The sequence below is a fragment of the Rickettsia rhipicephali str. 3-7-female6-CWPP genome (assembly GCF_000284075.1).
GTDB classification, from domain to species: Bacteria; Pseudomonadota; Alphaproteobacteria; order Rickettsiales; family Rickettsiaceae; genus Rickettsia; species Rickettsia rickettsii.
The window spans coordinates 1-23,225 of record NC_017042.1 but is presented as its reverse complement, the minus strand read 5'-3'; the positions used below and the strand labels follow the sequence as shown (position 1 = coordinate 23,225).

The window sequence follows — 23,225 nt, the reverse complement described above, 5'->3', positions numbered from 1 at the left end:
AGATAATGAATGATACGCTTAAATGGTTAAGTGCAATCGGTGTTGAATATTATTGCCATGAACATCCAACGCAATTAAAGGTACGTAATAATACTGAACTAACTGAAAAGCCACAAGTAAAACTTAAGTCTACAAAAGAAACTGCATTCAATATGAATGATAAAGTTCATGATAATATAACCCTATCAAGATCTCTTGCCGATAGAGCTAATAATATCGAAGAACTAAAAGAATCTCTACTAAATTTTAATGGTTGTGAACTTAAGAAATTTTCTACTAACACGGTTTTCGGTGACGGTAATTTGGAAGCTAAAATTATGTTAATAGGCGAAGCCCCGGGAAGTACCGAAGATTTGAAAGGAATACCTTTTTACGGCGAAAGTGGCAATTTACTTGATAATATGTTACACGCTATCGGAATTTCACGAAAAAATAACGCTTATATTACTAATACGGTATTTTGGCGTCCTCCTGCTAATAGACAGCCGACGTTCGAAGAGGTCGATATTTGTAGACCTTTTGTCGAGAAGCATATTGCTCTTATTAACCCGAAGTTAATTATTCTAGTCGGTAGCACGGCTGCAACTAGCTTACTTGGAAAAAATTCGGGTATTACTAAAATTAGACAAGAATATTATTTTTATACCAATAAATATCTATCCGCTCCTATTCAAACTACGGCAATCTTCCACCCTGCCTATTTACTCCGCCAACCTATGCAAAAACGCACCTCTTGGTATGATTTACTCAAGATTAAGGAGTATTTAGTCAATAATAGACTTCTTGCATAACTTGTACATTAATCTAGTACTCACAGCTTCACGTACTTTTCAAAATAATTTTCTACTGGACAATTAGTCGTATATATGCGACAGTGTAATCATCTCTAGTTACAATTTTTATAACAGATATTCTGCTATTAAATGCAGGTAATAAAGATACTCAAGGCAAAGATATTGAAAAAGCCTTAGAAATGATAGAAGAAGTTTATAAACGAAATTGAGGGTGTTATATGTAAAGTTTACAGATTATTTAAAAGAAAAATTACAAAATGAGGAAATATTAGTAGGGTATATTAATGAAGCGTTAGAGCAATATTTTGTAGCTCATAATAATGAGCTATAATGGCTACTTTAAAAGAAACCATTATAGCAAGAGGAGGTATAGAAAAATCTCTAAAGAAGTTCATATAAATAGATAACATATATATAGAATGTTATCTAGCAAAGGTAATCCAAGTGTCGACAATATAGGATCTTTATTAAACGCTTTAGGCTTACAGTTGAAAGTAGAAGCATGTGCGTTTTTAATTTTCATTAACCTTGCAAGTTGAGCAAGATATCAAAGAAAATTTTTAAATCCTAATAAATCATAATTCGTTTCTAATTGCATTAAATTAGGGTTATACTTACTGATGTATAAAAATAAGGTATATATATGACCAATGAAAATAATAATGATTCAGAATTTGCTGAATTAAAAATCAGAGGAAAAATATTTAAATTACCTATACTTAAAGCAAGTATCGGTGAGGATGTAATCGATATAAGTAGGGTATCTGCGGAAGCCGATTGCTTTACTTACGACCCGGGTTTTATGTCTACTGCTTCTTGTCAGTCTACTATCACCTATATAGACGGTGATAAAGGAATCTTGCGGCATCGAGGATATGATATTAAAGACTTAGCTGAGAAAAGTGATTTTTTAGAAGTGGCATATTTGCTGATTTATGGGGAACTACCAAGTGGCGAGCAGTATAATAATTTCACTAAACAGGTTGCGCATCATTCATTAGTGAATGAAAGATTACACTATTTATTTCAAACCTTTTGCAGCTCTTCTCATCCTATGGCTATTATGCTTGCGGCTGTCGGTTCTCTTTCGGCATTTTATCCTGATTTATTGAATTTTAAGGAAGCAGATTACGAACTTACCGCTATTAGAATGATTGCTAAGATACCTACCATCGCCGCAATGTCTTATAAATATTCTATAGGACAACCGTTTATTTATCCTGATAATTCGTTAGATTTTACCGAAAATTTTCTGCATATGATGTTTGCAACGCCTTGTACGAAATATAAAGTAAATCCAATAATAAAAAATGCTCTTAATAAGATATTTATCCTACATGCCGATCATGAGCAGAATGCTTCTACTTCAACAGTCCGAATTGCCGGCTCATCCGGAGCTAACCCTTTTGCTTGTATTAGCACAGGTATTGCCTCACTTTGGGGACCTGCTCACGGCGGGGCTAATGAAGTGGTAATAAATATGCTTAAAGAAATCGGTAGTTCAGAGTATATTCCTAAATATATAGCTAAAGCTAAGGATAAAAATGATCCATTTAGGTTAATGGGTTTTGGTCATCGTATATATAAAAACTATGACCCGCGTGCCGCAGTACTTAAAGAAACGTGCAAAGAAGTATTAAAGGAACTCGGGCAGCTAGACAACAATCCGCTCTTACAAATAGCAATAGAACTTGAAGCTATCGCTCTTAAAGATGAATATTTTATTGAGAGAAAATTATATCCAAATGTTGATTTTTATTCGGGTATTATCTATAAAGCTATGGGTATACCGTCGCAAATGTTCACGGTACTTTTTGCAATAGCAAGAACCGTAGGCTGGATGGCACAATGGAAAGAAATGCACGAAGACCCTGAACAAAAAATCAGCAGACCTAGACAGCTTTACACCGGTTATGTACATAGAGAGTATAAGGGTATTCGGGAGCGGTAAACATTGTCGTCATTGCGAGCGACTGCAAGGAGCGTAGCAATCTCATCAAACCTCTTGAGATTGCTACGCTCCTTGCAGTCGCTCGCAATGACGTTGAAAATATAAATCATATGCATTTTATTGATGAAGTTAAAATATATATAAAAGGTGGGAACGGCGGCAATGGTTGTGTTAGTTTCCATCGTGAGAAATTTATTGACAGAGGCGGACCGGACGGTGGTGATGGTGGACGTGGCGGTAGTGTTATTTTCAGGAGTAATCACCATCTTAATACGCTAGTAAATTATCGATATAAACAGCATTTTACCGCAGAAAACGGCGAAAACGGTAAAGATTCAAATAGAAGCGGTAAATCAGGAAAATCATTAGTTCTTGATGTTCCGATCGGTACTCAAATCTTTTCCGAGGACGGCAATATATTATTGCATGATTTCACTGTGGATGATCAAAGCTTTGAAATAATTAAAGGAGGAAGTGGCGGTCTTGGTAACAGCCATTTCAAATCGTCGGTTAATCAAGCTCCAAGAAAGCGTACGGAAGGAGAAATTGCCGAAGAAATGTGGATTCATTTAAGTTTAAAACTTCTCTCTGATGTTGGGCTTGTGGGGTTTCCAAATGCCGGTAAATCTACTTTTTTATCCTTTGTAACGGCAGCCAAGCCTAAAATTGCCGATTATCCCTTTACTACTTTAGTGCCGAATCTTGGAGTGGTATATGTTGATGACGAAGAGTTTATCATAGCCGATATTCCTGGCTTAATTGAGGGGGCTCATCAAGGTCACGGACTTGGCGATAAATTCTTAAAGCATATAGAAAGATGTAATCTGTTAATACATTTAATAGACGGCTCTAGTAATGATGTAGTTGCAGATTATAATACGGTACGTCTTGAGCTTGAATCATATTCCGATTATCTAAAAAATAAAATCGAAATCATATGTCTTAATAAATGCGATGTTCTCACAGATGAGGAAATACAGGAAAAAATAAATAAGTTGCAGAAAGTTACTAATAAAGAAGTTTTTCCTATCTCTACCTACACTAATGCTGGAGTAAATAAAATAGTTAAACTTGCTTTAGAGACTATAAAAAATCAGGAGTAATACTCTAGGTATTGCCTGCGTGGATACTGAGGATTGTCATTGCGAGGATTCCTGAGATTGCCACGCTCACTAACGTTCACTCGCAACGGCGACTTGATATCCACGCAATAATATCCCCTCGCAATGACAATTAATAAACTTTAAATTAAAGTAATACGTTGCTCTTCTGCTTCTAGATATTTCTCTAGCTCTTCCTTAGTATATTTTTTTTCTTTAAGCTTTATTTCGTGATTAAATATATATTGTACAGCTTTATCTTCTAAGGCAGGACCTTTAAGTCCTTCAATTGCTCTAGGATTATTTTTATAAAAATCAAATATCATATTTTCCTGCCCAGGAAAATTACGTGCTTGTTGCATAATAACTTTTCTTAAATCATCAGGCTCTAATTGCAAATTTTTAGATTTTGCATATTCAGCAAGTAATAAGCCTATTCGTACACGGCGTAGGGCTAATTTATTATAATATGCTGTTATTTCTTTAGAGGATTTATCTTTCAATAATGATTCATCTTGTTCATTTTTATCGGTTCCGGACTTTAGAATATTTTTTTCTTGCTCTAATAAAGATTCCGGTACATCAAAATCTAACAATTTTTCTAACTTATCAAATAAGTTCATTTTCATTATAGTATTAATAGCTTCTTCCGACTCATTTTCTATTTGTTTAGTAAAATGTGTACGCAATTCTTCAAGGCTATTACTTTGGAATTTTTTAGCAAATTCGTCATCGATAACGGTAGGTTCTGCAGTATGTACTGCTTTAATTTGTACTACAAAACGAGCATCCTTACCTGCTAAATCTTTAGCATGGTAATTTTCAGGAAAAGTAACATTAACATCTACTTCACTACCTGTTTTAGAACCTATTAATTGTTTCTCAAAACCGGGAATAAGTGCATTACTACCTATTATTACCTTAAAATCATTTAATTTACCGTCCTTAAAAGCTTTCTCCTTGATGTACCCGATTGCATCAATAGTAACCTGATCTCCGGCTTTTATTTTTGCTTTACTTTCTTTAGTATAGTTTTTTGTTAATGCGGCAAGTTTTTCTAGTTGTTCTTCAACATCTTTAGAGTTTACTTCTAATTTTGGACGATCTAGTGAGATTTTTTTTAAATCCGGAATAGTAATTTTAGGTAATAGCTCTATTTTTACGGTAAATTCTAAAGCTTTATCGGATTCGTTTTGTAATTCTTCAATTTTGGGTCTACCGATTATATTGAGATTATGCTCTTTAATAACGTGATTTACTGAATGGTTAATTTTTCTTTCTATTATATCATTCCTGACGGAAGTACCATATTTTTTCTTAACAATTGAAACCGGTACTTTACCGGCTCTAAAACCTGCTATTTTAACCTTTTTGGTTAAATCAAGTAATTCTTTTTGAATATCGTCATCTATCTCACTTAAAGGAGTAGAAATTCTTGCATGAAAATCCAATCCTTCATTTTTTAATACGGTAATTCCCATTTTAATAATCCATTAATTCTGTATATAGTTTGCTAATCAAAATAAACTAAAGAGCTGAAATATGCAATAGTTTTTGTAAAATCCCATTAGGATTAGGCATTGCTAACTGTGAGTTTCGCAGAACTCACCTTTGCTGGCATATAGTCGTCTATTTTTGCAATCACTAACTATTTCGCGTTAGCACTTAACAGCAATTGAGCCATTTCCATAGCAGTAAGCTCCTGCTTCTTATAATTTTCAAGGGCTTTAATAATTTTGGATATATCAAATGTCTTATCGGTATTATTAATATAACAATATTTAGCTCGATTTCCCTTTTTTTATTATCTTAATGTTCGGTTCTATTTTTGGTATGGGTTGTAGGTAATAGCGTCTTCATTTCATTTTTATACAAAAGTATCGCTATTTCTTTTGTGTTACTCATCTTGTTAACGCTCATTAATAGCTTATCGTTACTTGTTTGCACTTTTCGAGCAGCCTCTTGAGAGTACGTTTCAACTATCCATACGGCTATTTGGGAAGCAGTAAATTCTTTTCCGGCATTAATCTTAAGAAACTTAATAATTGCAGTTTTGCGGTCAAAAAAAGACATATTCGGTAATTATATTAAGTTAAAATTCATATTACTTTATTTTTTAGACATTGCTAAATTAAAGATGGATATTGTCATAAGCTAAGCGACTAGCCGTAGTCGATTTTGTAGAAGTACTTTTTTCTTTTTTGTTATTGCTCGTTTGTTCTTTATCTGAGTTAACTTTAAAAGCTCAATAATTACAGCCTTGTGTTGAAATTTTATAGAAAAAATAAATTATAAATTCTTCAAAGTAAACAAATTAATTATTATAGAAATAAAAAATTAATATTATAGTGGTATAAAAATACAACTTTTTTTAAATTATATAAAGATAAGGGATTTATGGGGTAACCCTTTATTTTTTAAAAAGAATTTAAAGGGTTATATCTTACTTTTTTTAGAGTATATTTCAATAAACTAGATGATTTAGGAGCAAAAGCAAGTAAATAAATTGGGTATAAGATTTGTGGCATTGTTAACCAAAGATAGATATCGTCATGAGCTAAATAACTAAAAGCATTGTTGTGTGGAGGCCAAATCGTCATTGCGAGGCGCGAAGCGACGTGGCAATCCAACAAAATAATTAAAAAAATTCTGATTTACAGAATTTTTTACTGGATTGCTTCGTCGAATTACTACGTAATTCTTCTCGCAATGACGGAAGACCGATCCCACGCAACAATGCCACGCAGGAATGACATTAAGAGCATTTTTTATTAGACTGCTTCGTCAATTACTGTGTAATTTTTCTCACAATGGCGTTAAGCAATAAGATTTAAGCGTACTTCTTCGTTAAGTTCTTTAGCAGAAGATAATTCTATATCAAGTTCGGCAAATATCTGCACTAAAGCTACAGATAAATCATTGATCATTTTGTCGGTATGGGCAGGGGTTGGGATGATTCGAAGGCGTTCCGTACCTCTCGGTACAGTTGGAAAATTGATATGTTGAACGTAAATACCGTATTCATTAAGGAGCATATTTGAGGCTTTCGCCGCTTTAATCGGATCACCAATAATTATCGGCACTATATGACTTTCATTTTTCAAATAAGGTATATTAAAACGTTCAAAAGAATTTTTAAGTTTTGTAACTACTTCTTGATGTTTTATTCGTTCTTCATTTGATTCTTTAAGATGTCTAATACTATGCGTTGCAGCGGTAGAAATTACCGGCGGCAATGAAGTAGTGAAAATAAACCCTGGAGCGGTTAGTCTTATAGCGTCGACTAAATTATGGTTGCTAGTGATATAACCGCCGATAGTACCATATGCTTTGGCAAGCGTCCCTTGAATAATATCGATTTGATCACTACAATTAAGAAGCTCGGCAATACCGCTACCCTGTTTACCGTATAAACCGACCGTATGAACTTCATCGATAAAGGTTAAAGCATTATATTTTTTGGCTAAATTGATTATATCTTTGATAGGTGAGAAAAAACCGTCCATAGAGTAAGCTGATTCAAAAACAATAATTTTCGGTCTATTAGGTCTATTAATATCGACTGATTGTAAAAGCTCTTCTAGATGCTTAACGTCTAAATGTCTATATATATATTTCTCGGCTCTTGAACTTGTAATCCCTGCAATTATTGATGCATGATTTAGCTCATCGGAGAAAAATACTATATCCGGCATGATTTTAGCAAGACTTGCAAGCGTTGTATCATTTGCAACAAAACCGGATGTAAAAACTAAAGCTGCTTGCTTTTTGTGTAAATTTGCAAGTTCTTTTTCAAGCTCAAGAATGGCGATATTATTACCGCCGATATTGCGAGTTCCGCCTGATCCAACACCGTATTTTAGCAAGGCATCTATAGAAGCTTGCATTACTTTTGCATGTTTACTCATACCCAAATAGTCATTAATGCACCACATAACTATTTGTTTATTAGCGTGTTCTGCAAAAGGAAAATTATCGGCTTGTCTTTTTAAGGCCTTAAATTCTCGATATCTTCCTTCGCTTTTGATCTTATCTATATGTTTGCTAAATATAGTATCGTAATAAGACATTTTCTCGATGTCATTCCCGCGTAGGCGGGAATTCATTTTATTAATTATAAAATTCTATAATCAGATATTTTGAATATTCTTTCTGGATTCCCGCCTACGCGGGAATGAGATCGAACAGAACAATACTTCCAAAATCACGTTTGCAACTATTCTACATTAAAATTAAAAAAGTTTAAAGTTATAATATGGCTTTTTGTACAATATCGTTTAATCTCTTTGAAAATGCACCTGTATCAGCAACCGGTTCACCCTCTAAAATACAGGCTTGATCAAATATTAGATTAACCAATTCTTTATTATTTTTATTATTTGCTTTTAAGTCGTTAAAGATTTTCTCTATGATTTTATTTTTAGGGTTTAACTCTAGATTTTTAGCTGAGGCATTAGCTATTTGTTTCTGCTCAATCAAAAATCTCTCCATACGAATATCCATAGCAGTGTCGCTAACGGCAAGACAAGCAGGACTTGAAGTAAGTTTTTTAGAGATCTTAACTTCTTTTACCAACTCCCCTAGTGTCTCTTTAAAATAATCTGTTAGCAATTTATATTCATCATCGGATTTTTTACTATCTGTATTTTTCTCCTCAGATTGTGAAGTAGTTTGCTCTACATCGATATCACTTCTTGTTGCTGATTTAATAGCATGTTCTTTATACTTGCTATTAACATTTACCCAAAAATCATCCACTGTATCGGTAAAAAGTAATACATCGATTTTTTTACTTAACAACCCTTCGATTTGTGGGCTTGAAAGTAATTTATCGGGGTTATCACCGCTTAAATAATATATAGTACTCTGCCCTTCTTTAAAATTCGCTATATATTCGTCAAGGCTGATCATTTTATTATGCAAGGCACTTCTGAATATGCATACCTCTAATAATTTTTCATGATCGGTAGTAGCCTCGCATAAACCCTCTTTTAAAGCACCGCCGAAATTAGCCCAAAACTTATTATATTCTTCAGGTGATTCCTCTTTCTTTTTTCTAAGCTCGCCAAGCACTCTTTTTGTAATAGCATTTTTGATTTTCTCAAGCACGCTATTATGCTGCAGTGATTCACGGCTAATATTTAGTGGTAAATCTTCTGAATCAACCACGCCTCGTAAAAATCTTAAATATGACGGGATTAAATCTATATTCTCATCAGATATAAATACTCTTTTTATATATAATTTTACTCGCCTTTTGCGATCAGGGTGGAATAAATCAAATGTTTTGCTTGATGGAATGAAAAGTAGGTTAGTAAATTCTATAGCTCCCTCGTTTTTATTATGCATAGTTATCCAAGGGTCATCAACGGCGTAAGATAGGCTTTTGTAGAATTCTTTATATTGTTCTTCCGTAATTCCCGATTTCGGTCTTGTCCATAATGCAGAAGCTGAATTAAGCTGGATTTCATTATTACCAGCTTCATCAAAGAAATATATCGGTACTGCTATGTGATCGGAATAGCTTTTAACGATGTGTTTTAATCTAAAATGATCAAGGAATGTATCTTCTTCCTTTTTGATATGTAAAACGATTTCCGTGCCTCTTGTCAACTCTTTATCTGAATCTGAGACAGTATATTCACCAAGCCCGTCTGATTCCCAAATATGGACTTTATCTTCCCCAGCTTTTCTTGAGGTTACAGTCACTTTATCGGCTACCATAAAGCTTGAATAAAATCCAACACCAAATTGACCGATTAGCATATTGTCTTTTTTAGAATCACCGGATAGGCTTTTAAGAAAATTTGCCGTACCCGATCTTGCAATAGTACCGAGATTTTCAATTAAATCGTCTTTATTCATGCCGATGCCGTTATCACGGATAATGATTTGTCTGTTATCTTTATCGACTTTAACTGTAATTTTAAAATTGCTATCGCCAGCTACTAATTCACTATTACTTTGAGATAAATAACGTAATTTATCACAAGCATCCGAAGCGTTGGAAATTAACTCCCTCATAAAAATCTCTTTATTACTATAAAGAGAGTGAATCATTAAATTTAAAATCTTGCCAACCTCGGCGTCAAATTTCTTTTTTTCTTGTGTCATAATTATTCCAGTTAATAAATTATTTTTTCGTCATATGACTGCTTATGTCATTCCTGCGGAAGCAGGAATCTAGAAAATAATAAATATAAACTAGATTCCCGCCTATGCGGGAATGACATTGGAAGTATAGCAACAACTGTACCTTATTTAATATAGGAATTAATAATCAAATTTAAATAGTCTTCATTAATATTTTTTATCAATATCGTTTTTAAGCTATGAGTATGACCTTTAATAATTTCGATATTACTACGTGATAATTTCCATTCTTTTGCTAAATAATTTATGATTTCTTCATTCGCTTTACCTTGTGCCGGTATTGCTTTTATAGATAATTTTAGATATGGGATATTATTAATAATTACAAAATTGCTAATTAGATTTTGTTTAGAATTAGGCTTTACTTTAAAACTAAGTAAAGCCTGATGTGAAGAAGAATTGTAATTGTAGAATTTATCCATGAATATTTTTTATCATATTTGCTTATTATTTTTAATAAAAAAAGAATCCTTGAAAAACTTTGCTTAAACTGATATAACGTTTACCATAAATGTTTAGCACCCTTAGCTCAGCTGGATAGAGCAACAGACTTCTAATCTGTGGGTCAGAGGTTCGAATCCTTTAGGGTGCGCCATTCTTTATTTTTCGGTATTTCTACAAACGTATCACAAACCGCAGATGCAGCATAAAATCAAGCTTTTGACCATTTAACTGAATATTAATTGTCTTTTACCAAGTCTCTAAACTAAGCAGCTTTGCTCTTTCTTCTAAATAGTAAATTTATCACCTTATAAAACGAAATATTAATAATTTAATTAAAAATATTTCTCAAGTTTATTAATTAAAGCTTTAATTTCTTTTGTGTTAACTAATATTTAATAATCATGATATCACAAGTATAGCTCCATATGTAGACATAAATATGAAAATTTGCTTAATGGAGCTAATAATGGATTAAAAGCAGAAATGATTATTAATACCCTCAAAGAACTATCATCAGACCATTCTGGTGTAATGCTTAATTTAAAACCTAGTAATAACGAAAAAGAGTTTAAAGAAAAATTAGAAAAGATTATTCATACTTATGAAAAAGGGAAGGAAAATCCTGAAATCAAAAAAGAATTAGAGAATCTAGATATATGGTGCAAAGAAACAGCTAAAAAAGATAATTCGCATGTTTTTAAAAATATTGGACAAGTTATAAAACATAGTTTTAAAGCTTTGGCTAACATAGGAAATAAAGAAGCTTTCAAAAAAGAACAGAAAGAAGTAGGTATTTATATGGATGCTATAACATGCTAATAAAAATACTAAACAAACACTAGAACGCATAAGGGCTACTATTAACAAACATAAATCTCCCTTCCTCATTCTATTACTACTCCCAAGAATATATCGCAAAAAAGCAAGCGAGGATCTGTAGAAAGATAAATAATAATTACTCGAAGCTGTTAAATGTGTCGATAATCGTCCACTAGGGTGTGCCATTAACCGAAAATCAACAAGCCGCCTTAATCTCGTTTATTTTCAACTGCGGGGCTGGGGCATTTCAAGCATCAACATTGCGGCAAAAGCTAAACCAAGGTGAATATGCAAACGCTGCTAACGAGTTACTGCGATGGATGCGTGCTAAAGGCGGTCTTAAGCTGCAAGGTTTAGTGAAACGTCGGCAATATTATAGATTATAATTATTACTAACTATTAAAACTTCTGATTATTCCCTTTGATTCTCTAATAATACGCATTTTATAATTTTTGCTGAGTGTCTTAAACTAAGAGATATTACAGGAAACCTGCTATAAATATTTATCAATTAAGCAGACATCACCGGAGGAGGAGCAAAAGATTTTGTCGGATAATTTCCACTTTCTTTCTCCAATTTTTCAAAATGAAATATACCAAATCCAATACTTGTTGGAATCATAATAATTAATACTCCCCAGTTTCCAAAGGTTTTTATTCAATGAGGAAAACCAAAAGAGCTAATAACATACATACAAGCAGCTGATACAGCATATGTAAATGTTACGGAAGTAAAGCGTTTAAAGATTGGAAAATGTCTAAAACAATTTGGTACAGTCGGCATAACATTAAGGGCAAAAGCCATGATAAGTGCTTGAATTATAGATTAATAATATTTCCTAATGTCTAATTACAAATCAGAGGCATATCTAATATATTAGACCAAACTTTATCCCAACCTTTTGCATGAGCAATATTAGGAAAAGTTTGCTTTTTTACACACGGTGAGTTACTTGTTTTTACGTAAAGTGCTGCTATGAAAGGCGGGACTCTTTTGTCATCCATGCCGGAGAGATGTAATTGAGGGATATTATTAACCTGTTTTGCATAATTTATCGGGTTTAAGGATTTAACTAAGTAACCACGATAATTATGATATTTATCAAACTTTTTAGTATCTAAATTACCGGCAATCGTTATAATATCTTTAACATTACTATTTTGAGCGGCAATTAATATTGTAAGCCCGCCGCCACCGGAGAAGCCGACTAAGCTAAATTTTTGTCCGTTATTGATAATATTTATGACATTGTTAATTGAATCTACGACTTCCTGTCCCATTCTTTTATCTAACCAATAATCGCTAATGCATTTTGAGTTCATTTCTAAAGGAGTATATTGGCAAGGTCTTGCTATATAAACAATATTCGGTCTTTTATCCATTGTAGCAAGCTTTAAGAGCATCGGATTAACGGGAGTAGGGTTGTCAGAATTAGCAGATCCATCCGCAAGATGTCCATCTCCCTCAATATAGAATACAAAAGGTAGGTTACGGTTGGTAATACGCTGATAAGTCGTAAGAGTAAAATCACCACCGTTTACTAGCCTCATCTGAAAGTTATTTTGAGTTGCTATATCTTGTGAATGCTTTACCCTGCTAGCTACATCATGAGTAGTAGAACACCCTGAAAGAAATATTGGAAATATTATTGCCCAAATAAAATTTTTCATAACAATTTTGATTAAAACGGTATTTCGTCGTCTAAGTCGCTATGATCAAAGGAATGATTTTTAGTTTCAGGATGTTTATATTCGCTATGTCCTGAATCTTGAGTATGATTATTAGAGTTTTTACTATCTAATAATATTAATTGTGAATTAAAGTTTTGTAACACAACTTCCGTGGTATATTTTTCTTGACCTGAATTATCATTCCACTTACGGGTTTGCAATGAACCTTCAATATATAATTTGCTACCTTTTGTGACATAGCGTTCTACAACAGATACTAACCCGTCACTAAATATCACTACTCTATGCCATTCAGTTCGTTCTTTTCGTTCGCTGGTAATGCGATCTTTCCAAGTTTCGGTTGTTGCTAAGGAAAGATTAATGATTTTTTTCCCTTCGCCCGTAGTTCTCATTTCCGGATCACGCCCTACATTACCTATTAATATTACTTTATTTAAACTACCTGCCATAGATTACTACCTACTTTAAAATATTATTATTGCAATAATAAAATAAAAGGGCCTATAATACTACAGGTTTTTTAAAAAATATCTCAAAAATTTTGTAGTGAAGTGATTATGAACCAAGAATATATTAAGGTACGCGGTGCTAAAGAGCATAATCTAAAAAATATAAATGTTAATATTCCAAGGAATAAATTTGTTGTTATCACCGGTCTTAGCGGTTCAGGCAAGTCTTCTTTAGCGTTTGATACTATTTATGCAGAAGGTCAAAGGCGATATGTTGAAAGTTTATCTTCATATGCAAGGCAATTCTTACATTTACAAAATAAACCTAATGTAGAATCTATTTCCGGATTATCGCCTGCTATTGCAATTGACCAAAAAACTACTTCCAAAAATCCACGTTCTACGGTTGGAACTATAACGGAAATTTACGATTATCTTAGGTTATTATATGCAAGGGTGGGTATTCCTTACTCTCCGGCAACCGGTCTTCCGATACATAGCCAAACAGTTTCCGAGATGGTAGATATAATTAACGAACTACCTAAGGGTACGAAAATATATTTACTCGCTCCTATTGTTAGAGGACATAAGGGTGAGTTCAAGCGTGAAATTATGAATCTGAAAAAGCAAGGCTTTCAGAAATTAATAGTTAACGGGGAAGTTTGCGAAATTGATGATTTACCGAAACTTGATAAAAATAAGAAGCATAATATAGAAGTGATCGTTGATAGAATAGTTCTAGACGAAAGTTTAGGTAATAGACTTGCAGATAGCTTAGAGAGTTCGTTAAATCTTGCCGAGGGTATTACTTATTTGGAAATTGTAGAATTACCGCCGGCAGTTAAGAGCGAGTTTGAAAAAAATCAGCGTATTACTTTTTCTGAGCAATATTCTTGTCCGGTATCGGGTTTTCAGCTTACTGAAATAGAGCCTCGAATCTTTTCTTTTAATAGCCCTTTTGGAGCATGTCCTAAATGTGAAGGGATAGGTAAGGAGTTTTTCTTTGATAGAGATTTAATAGTTCCGGATCAAAGAATTTCTATTAAAGACGGTGCAATAGTGCCTTGGGGTAGTACATCTTCTAAATTTATCCTAGAGACATTAAAGGCTCTTGCCGATCATTATAAATTTTCTATTGAAGTACCTTTTGTAAGTTTATCACAAAATGTTAAGGATATTTTATTTGAAGGTTCAGGAGAAGAGGCAATAAAGTTTGAATTTCACGATGGTTCTAAAACGCAAATAATAAAACAACCTTTTGCCGGTATAATACCAAGTTTGCAAGAAAAGGACCGTACTATAGAATCGGTTTTAATTAAAGAAACACTAGCTAAATTTAAGTCAGAGCATAAATGTACTGCTTGTTCAGGGTTTAGATTAAAAGATGAAGCATTATGCGTTAAAATAGCAAATTTTCATATAGGCGAAGTAGCAGGTATGAGTATTGCAGCCTTGCAAAAATGGTTTAGTCACTTAGAGGAAAAATTAAATAAAAAGCAATTATTTATTGCTGAGCGTATACTCAAAGAAATTACCGAGAGATTAAAATTTCTTATGAATGTTGGGCTTGATTATCTAACGTTATCACGAGAAGCGGGTAATTTATCGGGGGGGGAAAGTCAGCGTATTCGTCTTGCATCTCAAATAGGTTCAGGACTGAGCGGTGTTTTATATGTACTTGATGAGCCGTCTATCGGTCTTCATCAACGAGATAATACAAGATTAATTGAGACACTAAAAAGGCTTAGAGATCTGGGTAATACCGTTTTGGTAGTCGAGCATGACGAAGAAACAATATATGAAGCAGACCATATTATTGATATAGGACCGGGAGCCGGTATTCACGGCGGTCGTGTTATTGCGGAAGGAAATGCTGAAGAAATAAAGAATTTTGAAGAAAGTATCACAGGTAGGTATCTAAGCGGTCGTCAAACAATCAAAGTGCCGTCTGAAACAAGAGTAGGGCATGATAATAGGGCAATTGAATTACTTGGGGCGGTTTCCAACAATTTAGATAATGTTGATATCAAAATTCCGCTTGGTACTTTTACCGCTATAACGGGAGTATCGGGAAGCGGTAAATCAAGCTTGATGATTCATACTCTATATAAAGCGGCTCTAAAGCATTTAGAGCCAACTAGCAAAGTATTCCCCGGCAAATATAGAGAGTTAAAAGGACTTGAATATATTGATAAAATTATCGATATTAATCAATCTCCGATAGGTAGAACTCCTCGTTCAAACCCTGCGACTTATACAGGTGCCTTTACCCATATTAGGGATTGGTTTGTGGAATTACCTGAATCAAAAGCTAGAGGGTATAAAGTAGGCAGATTTTCGTTTAACGTTAAAGGCGGTAGATGTGAAGCATGCCAAGGTGACGGGCTAATAAAAATAGAGATGCATTTCCTACCTGACGTATATGTAAAGTGTGATATTTGTAACGGTCACAGATATAATAGAGAAACGCTTGAAATAAAATATAAAGGTAAATCTATTGCCGATATTTTGATGATGACTGTAGAAGATGCGATGCAGTTTTTTGAAAAAATACCGTTAATCTATGAAAAATTAATTACCTTAAATGAAGTGGGTCTAGGCTATATTAAAATCGGTCAGTCTGCTACTACTCTCTCAGGTGGTGAAGCACAACGCGTTAAGCTTGCTAAAGAATTATCAAGACGTTCAACCGGTAAAACGCTTTATATACTTGATGAACCGACTACGGGATTACATATCGACGATATTAATAAATTGTTAAAAGTGTTACATAAGCTTGTTGATATGGGCAATACCGTTTTAGTTATCGAGCATAATTTAGATGTTATAAAAACTGCAGATTATATTATTGACGTCGGTCCTGAAGGTGGCGACAAAGGCGGTAAGATAGTTGTATGTGGCACCCCTGCCGACATCGTTGCATGTGAGGAAAGCCATACTGGTAGATATTTAAAGCAATATTTGGTGTGATCTAATATAAATAGCAAGTTACTCTATATAATTTGCTATTTGATGTATTTCTAAATTATCCTTAACACTCATCCCTTGATTTCGTTAAGAAAAATTAATCTAATCCTTGCTATTTTCTAAAATTACCATGTTTTATGGTTTTCTGTAGAATAATTATAAAAGAAGCAATTAATGAAAGTTACATTTAATAGTATTGAAAAAATTTATAGTTTATTAACTACCGAAGAATGGATAGATAAAAAAGATCCGAAGAAACGCTTAGAACAATTAAACAAAAAACTAGCGAAAGCTAGTGATCCAAAAGAAAAAATTAATTTAGAAAAGGCCATAACAAACTTAGAAGAAAATGCTAAAAGTAATCCCATGACTTTAAAAAAGCTGGAATAAACCAAGACGATGCTGAAATATTATTGGCAAATATTCATTTATTATATAAAGAGGGCTTTAATAAAAAGTCTAGTGATACATTAAAAGAATTATTAGAAAATAATTTTGATCAATTAAATATTAATGATGTTTTTGAAAAAATACATAAGCAATATTTAATTACAAATACACGCCTTAAAAAAATCTTATTAGTAAAGAACTATGTAAGGAAGTATTGCCATATTGTCAAATAATCGCTGACTTATATACGGGGAATGGCGGTTAAATTCTTTAAAAATGGCTAAAAAATTATCTACTGACTTTGGAAATTTAGGAGATATAAAAAGTTACTTAAAAACTGTTAATTATGATACAAAAGAAACAATAGAATTGAGTTTTCAATTTAATTTACCACAAAAATTGTCTTCCAAAACATTAGAATTTTTTCAAATTTTAAATAAATCTGGGAAGAGACTCATTATATATTTTCAGTAATGCACACTTATTGGAAAAAACTGAAAAATTTCAAAAAATTCTTAAAGAAAATAAATTAAATGATTTTCAGCAGATAACTAAAAATGATTTAAAAGAATTAGTAAATCAAGTAACTGAAATAGTAATTAAAGAATCTTATAAGTACAACGAAGAAGAATTATCAGAAGAAAATAAATTACATGCAAAAAATTTAGCTCATTTTTCTTTAAAAGGAAAACTAGATAATAATAGTTTTCAAAAAGCATTGAACCTTATAAAAGAAGATAAGTTAAAAAAAGAAGATTATATGCCTGATATTAATTTTGATATAGAGGTAAAAGGCAAAAAGTATAATTTTTCTAAATTACCTGCTGATGATATGAGAGGTTTTATGCTTGGTAAATTTAGTAATTCTTGCCAATCTATAGGACATGATTCCGAAAGATGTGTTTTAGACGGTATGAGTAAAGCAAATGCCGGTTTTTATATAATTACGGATTATAAAGGAAATATAAGAGCTCAGTCATATGCTTGGTTTGCTGGAGAGGGAAAAAAGAATGAAAAAGCCACTTCTATGGTACTAGATTCATTTGAGCATTTAGGGAAAGAAGATAAATTATTATTTGTACCTATAATAAATAAATTGAGAGAAGCATTACAAAAACAAGCATTAAATTTATATGTAGGATGTGGAAACTCCTAAACTTGATATAAACACTATACTTCATCCAAAACCAATGGAGCAAGATTTATATATGGGGCGATGCAACAAATGTTTATCCTATTACAAGAGAAGTACCAACAATAGAATTAAACTTAGGAAAAAATGCTAATAACCAGGTTAATCAATATTCTACTATTGAAGAGCTAAAAACTGATAGTAAATTACTACAACAAATTATAATAAGTAAGCAAATTAACCGAGATTTAACAGAAGAGGAAATATCATTGCTTAACATAGGTTTTACTTTTGCACAAATTTCGAATATAGAAAAAACGATAAACAAGAATTCTTTGTTGAAAATGACTATAATATAAAAAGTTTGACTGACGCCGGTGTTAGTGTGAAAGAATTACTTGCAATGGAACCAAGTCAGCAAGACTTAGTTATTAAAAATAGTTTACGGGTAAAAATCTTAATTGACGACGGTCTTAGTATAAAAAAATTACTTGCTATGGTAGGTCAGCAGAAACTCTTTATTGAAAATAGTTATAAGGTAAAAAGCTTATCTAAGGCCAGGCTCACTACGAAAGAATTGTTTAATGTGATAACAGGCCAACAAGAATCAGGTAATACAAATGAAAATGATTTAACGCAGTTCGATAATACGGATTAAAAGTAGAGGTGATAGGTGATGATGCTACAGAACAAGCTTAGGTGAGCGTGGAATACAATTCAAGTATAATAGAATTCTTGCATAACATAGCTAATAAGGAGAGATCCTTTTGGAGACAAATAAGTGATGCAAGAATTCTAATGCTTATGGTCATGGTGGTGGGTATAGAAGCCTAGAGCAGAAAGTGCATTTGAGAATTCAGAGTTAGGAGTTATTTCATTTGGTATTCCGCTGCAACATATGTGACCGTTTAAGCATATCACTTGATCGGAGTTTTTTATTACGGTAAATAAATCATGAGAAATCATAAAAACCGTAATATTTAGCTTTTTACGAATCAAATTAATAAGCTGATAAAATTCTTGTTGGCTTGTTACGTCTAAAGACTGTAACGGTTCATCTAAAATAATTAAGTCGGGATTATTAACTATTGAACATGCAAGAACTACCTTTTGAAACTGCCCTCCTGAGAGCTTAGAAATTTCTTGATCTTTTGTATGTTCCAAATCAATAAATGAGTTAATCTCTTTAATATTGTTATTAAAATTACTTGGTGCTAACAAATCTAAAAATTTTTTTACTGTAATAGGTAAATCAGGGGGTAATCCGAACTTCTGCGGTACATATCCAATTTTTAGTTTGGGATCAATTATAATCTCGCCGCTTGTAGGTTTTTCAAGACCAAGCATTAATCGTACTATGGTAGTTTTACCTGCACCGTTAGGTCCGATTAAAGTAGTGATATTATTTTTTTTGACAGTGAAACTAACGTTATTTATCGGCAATTTATTACCGAATTTTTTAGATACGTTACGAAACTCGATTATAGGTTTTTGCATGTGTCAGTTCACTTCTGTGTCATCCCGTGGTTAAGCCACGGGATGACACAGTGGACAATAAATAGCATTCATTAAATAGAATAAATGCCGATTAGTTCTGCCTTGGCAAGTAAATGTTTTTGCAGGTCTAATACTAAATCTTGTTTGCTAGCATTCTCATCAAGCTCAAGATAATTATTTAGAGCATATAGTTAAAAAAAATAGCGATAAGGTTTGCCGGCAGGTGGATAAGGACCGCCGTATTTTTTTTCTTGCCAGCTATTATTTAAAATTTTAATACTACTATCTATTTGTCCTTCCGAAAGCTTAGTAATAGAAGCAGAAATATTATATATTACCCAATGATGCCATATACCGTGTGGCGGTGTTATTGCTACCAGTGCGTCCGGATCATCCATTGTAAGTGCAAAAGATTTAGTATCTGAAGGAGCATTACTCCATTCTAGATGCGGTGAAACATTTTGTCCTTTACAAGTAAATTTATCAGGAATGCGATCATTATGTTTAAATGCTGTACTTGAAAGTTATAGGTTGCTTCTTTTGTTATAACATCATTACGAGCAGCCATAAGAGCTACGTGGCGATCTCATGAAATAATAAAATTTCTGAGATTGCTTCGGCAATTACTTTGTAATTTTCCTCGCAATGACGTTTTGTCTATCAATTCACAACTTGCCATTGTCCGTCAGGTTGGCGGCATGCATTACCGTATGCTTTTTGTTGTTTTCCGCCTATTACAACTGTTTGAGTGTACTCACGGCAATATTGACCGGTGCTATTTCTATAAGTTTTATTAGGTGTTATGTAACCGTAATTGCCGTTATCCGGATTACGCCATTCTACGTTACTACCGCTAGGAGCTGTTTCTAAAGCTCTCTGTGAGGTAAGCTCTGCAAGTCTTCTATCCTGCTCATCCATACCTGCACCGATTTGTCCACCAAGAACTGCTCCAAGTAATGCACCTACACCTACTCCAACAAGCTGTCCTTTGCCCTTACCGAATTGAGAACCAAGTAATGCACCTCCAGCACCGCCAAGAAGTGTTCCTGTACCTTGTTTATTCATACCGCCCGGACCGTTACAGGCTTGTAACATAGAAGCTGCAAGAGCTATAATCATAATTTTAGATAATAGTTTCATATAATTCTCTCTAAATTAATATATAATTTAATAAGTATATGGTTTTTAGAATTTTGTAAAGCTAAAACTAGATTCTGTAAACAAAATTTAAATTATTTGTATTTTAAAATATTATTTTTAATTTTGTTCACGGAACCTCATTATAATTGAATTTTATATTTTCTTTGTTAAACTACAAAAAATAAATTGGAAAGATTTGTCATGGATACTAATAGCCGTAATCGGTTAATAAAATCGGCATCTTATTTATCGGTTACTACGGCATTAATTATTTTAAGTATAAAATTATATGCTTGGGTTGTTACCGATTCGCAATCAATCCTTGCTTCTTTAATTGATTCAATGCTTGATATAACTTCCTCCTTTATTAATCTAATAGCTTTAAGATTTGCCCTGCAACCGCCGGATCATCATCATCGATTCGGGCATGAAAAAATGCAGGATTTAACAATTTTTTCTCAATCGATATTTTTCTTTGCTTCAGCTTTTTTTGTATGCTTTTCTTCGGCTAAATCTTTATTTGCAAAAACAAAACCGGAGAATGTTAGCGACGGTACTACTGTAATGTATGTATGTATATTCTTAACAATTATTTTAGTGCTTTACCAAACTTATGTAATTAAAAAAACAAGATCGGAAATAGTAAAAGCCGATAAGCTTCATTATTTCACGGACTTACTAACTAATGTTATAGTAATTATCTCTATAAATTTAAGTGATTATTTTTGGTGTGTTGACCCATTATTTGGTGTAGTTATTTCGTTATATATATTGCACTCTTCTTATTCTTTATTTAAAAAGGCATTTAAAAATTTAGTAGATCATGAATTACCCGAACAAGATAGACAAAAAATTATCTCGATAGTTAATAACCATTTAGGGGTAAAAGGTATGCACGAAATGAAAACTAGATATGCTGGTCAAAAAGCTTTTATCCAGTGCCATCTGGAAATGGACGGCAATATGTCGCTTTATAATGCTCATAAAATTAGCGATGAGATTGCTTTTGAAATATTGCAGGAATTTCCGGAGGCTGAAATAATTATCCACCAAGATCCTTTTGGAATCGAAGAATACGTAAATTACCGTGAATATATTGTTAGATAAAGAAGCTAATTTTAATAATTTTTTCATGGAGCAAGCTTTAAAACAAGCCAAGATTGCTTTTGATAAAAATGAAGTCCCGGTCGGAGCGGTAATTGTAGATAGGTTAAATCAGAAAATTATTGCTAGTACCCATAATAATACGGAAGCAAAAAATAACGCTCTTTATCATGCTGAAATTATTGCTATTAATGAAGCATGTAATCTTATATCTTCTAAAAATTTAAATGATTATGATGTTTACGTTACTTTAGAACCTTGTGCTATGTGTGCGGCAGCTATAGCTCATAGCAGGTTAAAACGTTTATTTTACGGGGCTTCTGATTTCAAGCACGGAGCAGTCGAAAGTAATTTGCGATATTTTAACAGTAGTGCTTGTTTTCATAGACCGGAAATATATAGCGGAATTCTTGCCGAAGATTCGGGGCTATTAATGAAAGAGTTTTTTAAGAGGATAAGAACTGTTATTTCTAGCTACAGTGATGACATAGAGGATTGCAAGAATGACATAAAGAACTAAGAAAAACATGCTAAAACTATTAACCCCCTATTATTTTAATAAATTATCAAAGGTTATAATACCTATATTAGCTATATCTACTTGCGTAATGATGATTATAGGTCTTTATTTAGCCCTCATAGTTTCGCCGGTAGATTATCAGCAAGGTGAGTTTGTACGCATTATGTATGTTCATGTCCCTGCTTCTTGGATGGCTCTTGGTGTTTATGTTTTCATGGCAGCATGCAGCTTTAGCTGTTTAGTATGGAAAACTACTATTAGCTATTTGTTAGCCGTAGCTTCTAGTTACGTTGGAGCTACTTTTACTTTGATTAGTTTAGTAACAGGTTCTTTATGGGGAAAACCTATATGGGGGACATGGTGGGTTTGGGATGCAAGACTTACCTCCATGCTCATATTATTTTTATTATATTTAAGCTATATTATTATAGTGAATAGTGCGGATAATATAAGAAAGGCACAAAATCCTTCTTCTATTATTGCTCTTATCGGACTGATTAACATACCGATAGTAAAATTCTCGGTAAATATTTGGTATAGCCTGCATCAGCCTGCTAGTGTTTTAAGGCTAGGGAGTCCAACTATTCACTCTTCAATGCTAAAGCCTTTAATTATCATGTTTATTAGTTTTATATTATATTTTCTATTAGTATTACTTTTAAGAACTTCTATATTAATCGACAAAATCAAAAACAGATAATAAAATGACTTATGTTGTAACCGATGAATGCGTAAAATGTAAATATACCGATTGTGTTGAAGTATGTCCTGTAGATTGTTTTTATGAAGGTGAAAGGGAAGATGATTTTATGTTAGTCATTAACCCCGATGAATGTATAGATTGCGGCGTTTGTGTTCCTGATTGTCCTATAGGTGCTATTAAACCCGAATCACCAGGGTTAATAGAATGGGTAGAACGTGCAAAAGATTTTATAGAAAATAAAGGATGGAAAAATATTACCAAAAAAAAACCTGCTTTGCCTGATGCCGATAAATTTAAAGATGAGAAAGATAAGTTTAATAAATACATTAGGTTCTGTGAAGATTGCTAATTGATTTGTTATTTTGAGATA

The 23,225-nt window shown here is 32.9% G+C and carries 22 protein-coding genes, 1 tRNA gene and 4 pseudogenes; 16 read left to right on the top strand and 11 right to left on the bottom strand.

Features of this window, described 5'->3' with window-relative positions:
• The first annotated feature begins 5 nt into the window (after positions 1 to 5).
• The 3 genes from MCC_RS00150 to obgE all read left to right on the top strand — a co-directional run bounded on the left by MCC_RS00150 (position 6) and on the right by obgE (position 3,848).
• Positions 6 to 791: a uracil-DNA glycosylase gene (locus MCC_RS00150; protein ID WP_014408031.1), complete on the top strand. Its 786-nt coding sequence runs from the start codon at positions 6 to 8 to the stop codon at positions 789 to 791.
• Between the two features lie 646 nt (positions 792 to 1,437).
• Positions 1,438 to 2,745, top strand: coding sequence for a citrate synthase (locus MCC_RS00140; protein ID WP_014366155.1), 1,308 nt, complete (start codon positions 1,438 to 1,440; stop codon positions 2,743 to 2,745).
• 110 nt (positions 2,746 to 2,855) lie between these two features.
• Positions 2,856 to 3,848, top strand: a complete 993-nt coding sequence (gene obgE / locus MCC_RS00135; RefSeq protein WP_014408029.1) for a GTPase ObgE — start codon at positions 2,856 to 2,858, stop codon at positions 3,846 to 3,848.
• Positions 3,849 to 3,988: 140 nt separating this feature from the next.
• Here obgE and tig read toward each other — a convergent pair whose 3' ends face one another.
• The 5 genes from tig to MCC_RS00105 all read right to left on the bottom strand — a co-directional run bounded on the left by tig (position 3,989) and on the right by MCC_RS00105 (position 10,420).
• Positions 3,989 to 5,326: a trigger factor gene (gene tig, locus MCC_RS00130; RefSeq protein ID WP_014408028.1), complete on the bottom strand. Its 1,338-nt coding sequence runs from the start codon at positions 5,324 to 5,326 to the stop codon at positions 3,989 to 3,991.
• Positions 5,327 to 5,654: 328 nt separating this feature from the next.
• Positions 5,655 to 5,918: a hypothetical protein gene (locus MCC_RS00125; RefSeq protein ID WP_014408027.1), complete on the bottom strand. Its 264-nt coding sequence runs from the start codon at positions 5,916 to 5,918 to the stop codon at positions 5,655 to 5,657.
• 743 nt (positions 5,919 to 6,661) lie between these two features.
• Positions 6,662 to 7,915, bottom strand: a complete 1,254-nt coding sequence (gene hemA, locus MCC_RS00115) for a 5-aminolevulinate synthase (protein WP_014408026.1) — start codon at positions 7,913 to 7,915, stop codon at positions 6,662 to 6,664.
• Positions 7,916 to 8,093: 178 nt separating this feature from the next.
• Positions 8,094 to 9,959 (bottom strand): molecular chaperone HtpG, encoded by a 1,866-nt coding sequence (gene htpG / locus MCC_RS00110; RefSeq protein WP_014408025.1) that lies wholly within the window; start codon positions 9,957 to 9,959, stop codon positions 8,094 to 8,096.
• Between the two features lie 143 nt (positions 9,960 to 10,102).
• The gene (locus tag MCC_RS00105; protein ID WP_014408024.1) at positions 10,103 to 10,420 is read right to left on the bottom strand and encodes an A1G_07140 family DUF167 domain protein; all 318 of its coding nucleotides are present in this window, start codon (positions 10,418 to 10,420) and stop codon (positions 10,103 to 10,105) included.
• 96 nt (positions 10,421 to 10,516) lie between these two features.
• Here MCC_RS00105 and MCC_RS00100 point away from each other — a divergent pair.
• From MCC_RS00100 to MCC_RS00090, 3 genes are all read left to right on the top strand, one after another.
• Positions 10,517 to 10,593 (top strand) — tRNA-Arg (locus MCC_RS00100).
• A gap of 296 nt (positions 10,594 to 10,889) precedes the next feature.
• Positions 10,890 to 11,261 (top strand): hypothetical protein, encoded by a 372-nt coding sequence (locus MCC_RS07135; RefSeq protein ID WP_014408023.1) that lies wholly within the window; start codon positions 10,890 to 10,892, stop codon positions 11,259 to 11,261.
• Positions 11,262 to 11,440: 179 nt separating this feature from the next.
• Positions 11,441 to 11,647, top strand: coding sequence for a lysozyme (locus tag MCC_RS00090; RefSeq protein ID WP_014408022.1), 207 nt, complete (start codon positions 11,441 to 11,443; stop codon positions 11,645 to 11,647).
• A gap of 125 nt (positions 11,648 to 11,772) precedes the next feature.
• Here MCC_RS00090 and MCC_RS09750 read toward each other — a convergent pair.
• From MCC_RS09750 to MCC_RS00075, 3 genes and pseudogenes are all read right to left on the bottom strand, one after another.
• Positions 11,773 to 12,066, bottom strand: a pseudogene (locus tag MCC_RS09750) (hypothetical protein).
• A gap of 41 nt (positions 12,067 to 12,107) precedes the next feature.
• Positions 12,108 to 12,932, bottom strand: coding sequence for an alpha/beta hydrolase family protein (locus tag MCC_RS00080; protein WP_014408021.1), 825 nt, complete (start codon positions 12,930 to 12,932; stop codon positions 12,108 to 12,110).
• An 11-nt stretch (positions 12,933 to 12,943) separates the two neighbouring features.
• A complete protein-coding gene (locus MCC_RS00075; RefSeq protein ID WP_014366144.1) occupies positions 12,944 to 13,402 on the bottom strand; it encodes a single-stranded DNA-binding protein in 459 nt (152 codons plus the stop codon).
• Positions 13,403 to 13,510: 108 nt separating this feature from the next.
• Here MCC_RS00075 and uvrA point away from each other — a divergent pair, with 108 nt between their 5' ends.
• From uvrA to MCC_RS00040, 6 genes and pseudogenes are all read left to right on the top strand, one after another.
• Positions 13,511 to 16,372, top strand: coding sequence for an excinuclease ABC subunit UvrA (gene uvrA / locus MCC_RS00070; protein ID WP_014408020.1), 2,862 nt, complete (start codon positions 13,511 to 13,513; stop codon positions 16,370 to 16,372).
• A gap of 171 nt (positions 16,373 to 16,543) precedes the next feature.
• The gene (locus tag MCC_RS00065; RefSeq protein ID WP_014408019.1) at positions 16,544 to 16,759 is read left to right on the top strand and encodes a hypothetical protein; all 216 of its coding nucleotides are present in this window, start codon (positions 16,544 to 16,546) and stop codon (positions 16,757 to 16,759) included.
• 23 nt (positions 16,760 to 16,782) lie between these two features.
• The gene (locus MCC_RS09745; protein WP_014408018.1) at positions 16,783 to 16,992 is read left to right on the top strand and encodes a hypothetical protein; all 210 of its coding nucleotides are present in this window, start codon (positions 16,783 to 16,785) and stop codon (positions 16,990 to 16,992) included.
• Positions 16,989 to 17,327: pseudogene (locus tag MCC_RS10985) on the top strand (hypothetical protein); the annotation flags it as partial. The gene MCC_RS09745 and the pseudogene MCC_RS10985, both read left to right, overlap by 4 nt.
• Before the next feature lie 192 nt (positions 17,328 to 17,519).
• Positions 17,520 to 17,789 (top strand): annotated as a pseudogene (locus tag MCC_RS10980) (hypothetical protein); the annotation flags it as partial.
• A 466-nt stretch (positions 17,790 to 18,255) separates the two neighbouring features.
• Entirely contained in the window at positions 18,256 to 18,549 is a 294-nt protein-coding gene (locus MCC_RS00040; protein WP_231288708.1) for a hypothetical protein, read from the top strand.
• A gap of 137 nt (positions 18,550 to 18,686) precedes the next feature.
• On the opposite strand, the gene MCC_RS00035 is transcribed toward MCC_RS00040, so the two are convergent.
• The 3 genes and pseudogenes from MCC_RS00035 to MCC_RS00025 form a co-directional block, all read right to left on the bottom strand.
• Complete coding sequence (locus tag MCC_RS00035) at positions 18,687 to 19,388, bottom strand: ATP-binding cassette domain-containing protein (protein WP_014408016.1); 702 nt, start codon at positions 19,386 to 19,388, stop codon at positions 18,687 to 18,689.
• A 71-nt stretch (positions 19,389 to 19,459) separates the two neighbouring features.
• A pseudogene (locus tag MCC_RS00030) lies at positions 19,460 to 19,879 on the bottom strand (YbhB/YbcL family Raf kinase inhibitor-like protein).
• Positions 19,880 to 20,048: 169 nt separating this feature from the next.
• Complete coding sequence (locus MCC_RS00025; RefSeq protein ID WP_014408014.1) at positions 20,049 to 20,528, bottom strand: RT0821/Lpp0805 family surface protein; 480 nt, start codon at positions 20,526 to 20,528, stop codon at positions 20,049 to 20,051.
• A gap of 201 nt (positions 20,529 to 20,729) precedes the next feature.
• Here MCC_RS00025 and MCC_RS00020 point away from each other — a divergent pair, with 201 nt between their 5' ends.
• The 4 genes from MCC_RS00020 to MCC_RS00005 are packed head-to-tail and all read left to right on the top strand — an operon-like array spanning position 20,730 to position 23,204.
• Positions 20,730 to 21,635, top strand: a complete 906-nt coding sequence (locus MCC_RS00020) for a cation diffusion facilitator family transporter (protein ID WP_014408013.1) — start codon at positions 20,730 to 20,732, stop codon at positions 21,633 to 21,635.
• Positions 21,616 to 22,152: a nucleoside deaminase gene (locus MCC_RS00015; protein ID WP_014408012.1), complete on the top strand. Its 537-nt coding sequence runs from the start codon at positions 21,616 to 21,618 to the stop codon at positions 22,150 to 22,152. Before MCC_RS00020 ends, MCC_RS00015 begins: the two co-directional genes overlap by 20 nt.
• A 7-nt stretch (positions 22,153 to 22,159) precedes the next feature.
• On the top strand, positions 22,160 to 22,852 hold the full coding sequence (locus tag MCC_RS00010) for a heme ABC transporter permease (protein WP_014408011.1): 693 nt from the start codon (positions 22,160 to 22,162) through the stop codon (positions 22,850 to 22,852).
• A gap of 4 nt (positions 22,853 to 22,856) precedes the next feature.
• On the top strand, positions 22,857 to 23,204 hold the full coding sequence (locus tag MCC_RS00005; RefSeq protein ID WP_014408010.1) for a ferredoxin family protein: 348 nt from the start codon (positions 22,857 to 22,859) through the stop codon (positions 23,202 to 23,204).
• Positions 23,205 to 23,225 lie beyond the last annotated feature (21 nt).

Bases quoted from the DNA above. Each gene is read 5' to 3' on its own strand.
- uvrA (WP_014408020.1), top strand. From the start codon at position 13,511: ATGAACCAAGAATATATTAAGGTACGCGGTGCTAAAGAGCATAATCTA.
- MCC_RS00140 (WP_014366155.1), top strand. From the start codon at position 1,438: ATGACCAATGAAAATAATAATGATTCAGAATTTGCTGAATTAAAAATC.
- MCC_RS00005 (WP_014408010.1), top strand. From the start codon at position 22,857: ATGACTTATGTTGTAACCGATGAATGCGTAAAATGTAAATATACCGAT.
- MCC_RS00010 (WP_014408011.1), top strand. From the start codon at position 22,160: ATGCTAAAACTATTAACCCCCTATTATTTTAATAAATTATCAAAGGTT.
- MCC_RS00020 (WP_014408013.1), top strand. From the start codon at position 20,730: ATGGATACTAATAGCCGTAATCGGTTAATAAAATCGGCATCTTATTTA.
- MCC_RS00065 (WP_014408019.1), top strand. From the start codon at position 16,544: ATGAAAGTTACATTTAATAGTATTGAAAAAATTTATAGTTTATTAACT.
- MCC_RS00075 (WP_014366144.1), bottom strand. From the start codon at position 13,402: ATGGCAGGTAGTTTAAATAAAGTAATATTAATAGGTAATGTAGGGCGT.
- MCC_RS00080 (WP_014408021.1), bottom strand. From the start codon at position 12,932: ATGAAAAATTTTATTTGGGCAATAATATTTCCAATATTTCTTTCAGGG.
- MCC_RS00035 (WP_014408016.1), bottom strand. From the start codon at position 19,388: ATGCAAAAACCTATAATCGAGTTTCGTAACGTATCTAAAAAATTCGGT.
- MCC_RS00125 (WP_014408027.1), bottom strand. From the start codon at position 5,918: ATGTCTTTTTTTGACCGCAAAACTGCAATTATTAAGTTTCTTAAGATT.
- MCC_RS00150 (WP_014408031.1), top strand. From the start codon at position 6: ATGAATGATACGCTTAAATGGTTAAGTGCAATCGGTGTTGAATATTAT.
- htpG (WP_014408025.1), bottom strand. From the start codon at position 9,959: ATGACACAAGAAAAAAAGAAATTTGACGCCGAGGTTGGCAAGATTTTA.
- hemA (WP_014408026.1), bottom strand. From the start codon at position 7,915: ATGTCTTATTACGATACTATATTTAGCAAACATATAGATAAGATCAAA.
- tig (WP_014408028.1), bottom strand. From the start codon at position 5,326: ATGGGAATTACCGTATTAAAAAATGAAGGATTGGATTTTCATGCAAGA.
- obgE (WP_014408029.1), top strand. From the start codon at position 2,856: ATGCATTTTATTGATGAAGTTAAAATATATATAAAAGGTGGGAACGGC.
- MCC_RS00025 (WP_014408014.1), bottom strand. From the start codon at position 20,528: ATGAAACTATTATCTAAAATTATGATTATAGCTCTTGCAGCTTCTATG.
- MCC_RS00105 (WP_014408024.1), bottom strand. From the start codon at position 10,420: ATGGATAAATTCTACAATTACAATTCTTCTTCACATCAGGCTTTACTT.